The organism is Novipirellula sp., from assembly GCF_041583735.1.
In the GTDB taxonomy this organism is placed as follows: domain Bacteria; phylum Planctomycetota; class Planctomycetia; order Pirellulales; family Pirellulaceae; genus Novipirellula.
The window spans coordinates 1-3,888 of sequence record NZ_JBFHFD010000754.1 but is presented as its reverse complement, the minus strand read 5'-3'; the positions used below and the strand labels follow the sequence as shown (position 1 = coordinate 3,888).

Annotated in this window: 2 protein-coding genes, 4 tRNA genes and 1 pseudogene; 1 reads left to right on the top strand and 6 read right to left on the bottom strand. The window is 54.3% G+C overall.

Annotation, left to right across the window (positions count from 1 at the left end; genetic code table 11):
- The 6 genes from ABX962_RS32180 to ABX962_RS32155 form a co-directional block, all read right to left on the bottom strand.
- Window positions 1-634 (bottom strand): GTP-binding protein (locus ABX962_RS32180; protein ID WP_372725765.1); only part of this gene is annotated, 634 nt, incomplete at its 3' end.
- A 666-nt stretch (window positions 635-1,300) separates the two neighbouring features.
- A tRNA-Thr gene (locus ABX962_RS32175) sits at window positions 1,301-1,372 on the bottom strand.
- A gap of 87 nt (window positions 1,373-1,459) precedes the next feature.
- Window positions 1,460-1,530 (bottom strand) — tRNA-Gly (locus tag ABX962_RS32170).
- A gap of 16 nt (window positions 1,531-1,546) precedes the next feature.
- Window positions 1,547-1,628, bottom strand: a tRNA-Tyr gene (locus ABX962_RS32165).
- Between the two features lie 151 nt (window positions 1,629-1,779).
- Window positions 1,780-1,852 (bottom strand) — tRNA-Thr (locus ABX962_RS32160).
- A gap of 519 nt (window positions 1,853-2,371) precedes the next feature.
- Entirely contained in the window at window positions 2,372-3,133 is a 762-nt protein-coding gene (locus ABX962_RS32155) for a class I SAM-dependent methyltransferase (protein WP_372725763.1), read from the bottom strand.
- A gap of 300 nt (window positions 3,134-3,433) precedes the next feature.
- On the opposite strand from ABX962_RS32155, the pseudogene ABX962_RS32150 reads away from it, so the two are divergent.
- A pseudogene (locus tag ABX962_RS32150) lies at window positions 3,434-3,888 on the top strand (hypothetical protein); the annotation flags it as partial.

Genomic DNA, 3,888 nt, shown 5'->3' with positions numbered 1-3,888 from the left:
CGTCTTCACGAACAGGTACTGGAATGAAGTCATCCAAGGCAGTCATCAAGTCGGTGATGCACTTGCTGGCTTCAGGGTCCGCAGGGTTGTTGTATGCAGGAAGCGACGAACCGCGAACGACTGGAACGTCGTCGCCAGGGAAGCCGTACTTGCTGAGCAAGTCGCGAGCTTCGAGTTCAACGAGTTCGAGCAATTCTTCGTCGTCGACCAAGTCACACTTGTTCAAGTAAACAACGATGTAAGGAACACCTACTTGGCGAGCCAAGAGAACGTGTTCTTTGGTTTGTGGCATCGGGCCGTCTGCTGCCGATACAACCAAGATCGCACCGTCCATTTGGGCGGCACCGGTGATCATGTTCTTGACAAAGTCAGCGTGGCCCGGGCAATCGATGTGGGCGTAGTGACGTTTGTCCGACTCGTACTCAACGTGAGCGACCGCAATCGTCACGGTTTTGGTAGCGTCACGAACGGTACCGCCCTTGGCGATATCCGAGTAACCCTTTGCCTTTGCCAGACCCTTAGCAGCTTGGACGGCCAAGATTGCGCCAGTCGTGGTCGTTTTGCCATGGTCAATGTGGCCAATCGTGCCGACGTTGACGTGGGGCTTTGTACGTTGAAAAGTTTCCTTAGCCATTTTTCTAAATCACCTACACTCGACCATTGCGAAAACTGGTAAGGGGATACGCCCCCAATCAGCCCGAAAATCCAACGACCGCGTTCACACCCACGGTAGCTCGCCAAAATTCCGGCCGCTTGGTCACTCGATCAACAATAGAATTGAAACGAAATCAAAAAATCGTTTGTGTCCCACCGCGGGACATGTATTGTGCTGCTGCTATTGACGTTAAACGCAAGTCAATCGGCCCAGAGGATCTCGTTTGATGCGGTCGTCGAACGTGAGCGGTTTGCCTGGGCACATTCACCCAAAAACCCACGTGACGGACATCGTTGAGACGCTGGACGCGACCTCGTGTACGCTTCCAGCAAGACCGCCGGTAGCCAACTTGCCTAAGTTGTTGCGAAAAGTGCGATAATTTGCAATTGCCTCGCTGCGAAAATCGAGCATTCATTCGCTCTTTTTTCGCGAGGGAACCGCCAGTGACATAATTGTCACCCCTAAAGCACTCTCGCCATCTCTACTATTTGATGCCAAACCCGAAGGCTCGGTTTGCTCACAAAGTACTCCGGCGGTTGCGTTGGTCTCGCCCTGAGCGACATTTTGCCAGGGGCAAGCCGCGAATCGAGTCCGAGGCCGCTTGCCGGGGCTATGCCATGTCACAGGGGAAGTCGCACTCACCAAAGCTGCTGATGGGATTTGAACCCATGACCTCATCCTTACCAAGGAGGCGCTCTACCACTGAGCTACAGCAGCGACTCAAAAGGAATTTCAGACCAAAAGCCCAAAGTCCATCCGAACACGTTCTTAAGTCGACCCTTAAGCAAACGAAGCGAACGCAAGAGCGGGTGAAGGGAATCGAACCCTCGTATTCAGCTTGGAAGGCTGCTGCTCTACCATTGAGCTACACCCGCGATGAAACGTTTGAAATGGGGGCTACAGGATTCGAACCTGTGTAGACATAGTCAGCGGATTTACAATCCGCCCCCTTTAACCACTCGGGCAAACCCCCCTGTTTCTTTGTCAGCACATTTGGGTTGTGCCAGCAATTGTTTCTCGTTTCGTTTAAATCGTGTTCTTTGCTTGAGTCGTATCCTTATTTCACTGTCGTTTTTTTACAGTCGTTTTTTTCGTACTTGTTGTCGCTGCTTTCGAGCGACATAAGCCAGCGGAGGGATTCGAACCCACGACCGGCTGATTACAAATCAGCTGCTCTGCCAACTGAGCTACGCTGGCAAACTTGTCGGACCTCATTATTCAAACATTCGAGCGTTTGTTAACGGCAGCGAACGCTTTGAACACGCCAAAAAATGGAATTTCCAATTTCTGTCGCTCGGTCTTCGAGTCAACCTTTTCACTTTCAGAAAGGGCAGAGTGTAGCGATCCAGCGATATGGGGCAAGACGGAAACCGCCCCACCAGCATTGAAACACAAGGATTCTGACGATTTTTTTGGATTTGAGCAACCCAAGGTAGCTCGCACCGCCATTCTGCACCCTATGGACACGCCTTTTCAAGCTCGGTTCACCCTTCCCTAAATCGGTTTACCCTTTCATCAAACTGCGAACTGGGGCGCCGCAGCCGCGTGAAAAACGGGCTTGAATGTCCTTGTTCGGCATTTTGAATCGCGACCGGCACCCCTTTCTCGCAATTTTGCCAGATTTGAATTCGGCCGCTCGCCGCCAACGCCAACGAAGGAGATCGAATACCAAAGTCGGTGGCAATGATTCAGCGGCAATGATTCAGCGGCAATGATTCAGCGGCGAGGAAACATCGCGGGCTGGCCATACCACGGAGGGTGCGCTCCGGTGCGGGTCGCCAGCAGGATGGCTTTGCCGTGTAGATGCTCGGGGCCATGCGTGTAATCCCACTCCAAGCATTCTTCGTAACGAAGGATCCGCAGTCGGCTTTTTGGCGCCACGGCCCAGAGAGCTAATTGGTTGGGCGAAAAATAGTTGATCACCGCGCCCGCTGTTTCGCTCACCGGAGCGTCACTTTCGCGGCCCGGCGACTGGTCGCTACCAGGATCCTCGGTCGTGTGCACCTGGACATACAGAATACCGGTATCAGTTAGCGACTTGGCCATCCGGTCCCACAACACCACCGCATCGGTCAGCGGGATGTGGTCAAGCACGGTGGTGGCAACGATCGCGTCATACGTTTTTTCAGGCATAAATACTTCGCGGACGTCGACTGCCAACGTTTGCACTTTTCCCGATGTCTGTTCCTTTTGAGCGCGTTGGCGGATTCGCTGCAGCCCGCGGTCGCTCAAGTCGACCGCCAACACGTCATAGCCTGCCTTGGCCAACGCGATCGTGTCCCGTCCGGCTCCGGCTCCTAAATCGAGGGCTTTGCCGCTGCGAGGGACCTGTTGGAGGTAGGCCGAGAGCGCCGCCGAAGGTTGGTCGCCATAGGCGATTTGTTCGCGATCGTAGGGCTCGAAAAAAGGATCACTTGCCTGGTTGAGTGTCGAATCGTTGAGTGTCGAAGGACGCGACGATGACGGGGGGATGTCCATGGAAGCACGCTTTTTTCGTAAGACGGCGCCCGCGATGGCCGCAGTAAGGACGCGGGTGCCCTGAATTCAAATACATCAATATGCAGAACTTAAAATCGGCCCTTTCGCCGTTCGAAACAACCCCATGTCGAAATTGCCGTCTTATTATGGATGATTGGCAAGATCGGCATTCGCTCGACGAATTACGTCGAGGCACTGCCTGTTCTTTTCCTAAAGCCATCGGTCGCCAAAACCCCGCTGCGATAATCAACCCGCTGCGATAACTGACCCGCTGCAATAACCAATGAGATGCGAAAACCAATGAAATGGGCTTTGATGACGATCGTCCGCTACGGTTGGTTTGGATTGCTGGTCCTGATCGCGTTCGGCTACCTCGCTGCGGGGCTTTCGGATCGATCGGCAAATCCGCTGCTCGATTCCGTAGCAAAAACTAATTTTAACGCCGCAGAGGGCGAAGGCAAAAGAAACGTCACCGGCGAATCGGGGCTGCCGCCTGGCAAGTTTGCCGAAGCGAAATCACCAAGTTTGGATCCTGCCTCCCGTTTCGATGCCGCAGCCAAAGGGGACGATTCCTTGCGTGATTCGATGGCGGCGATCGAAGCTCGTCTCGCTCTCGGCTGGGACGATGCGGGGGTTGAGCGGACCGGGACCGCCGACTGGCTGACGATCTGTCGCCGGATGTCGTTGGCACTGGTCGGAAGCGGGCTGTCGCTCGAAGAGATACGGCGGTTGGAATCGATGCCAGAATCGCAGCG

What these genes read in the sequence shown, in the direction of transcription:
- ABX962_RS32155 (WP_372725763.1), bottom strand. Translation starts at nt 3,133, where the DNA reads ATGGACATCCCCCCGTCATCGTCGCGTCCTTCGACACTCAACGATTCG.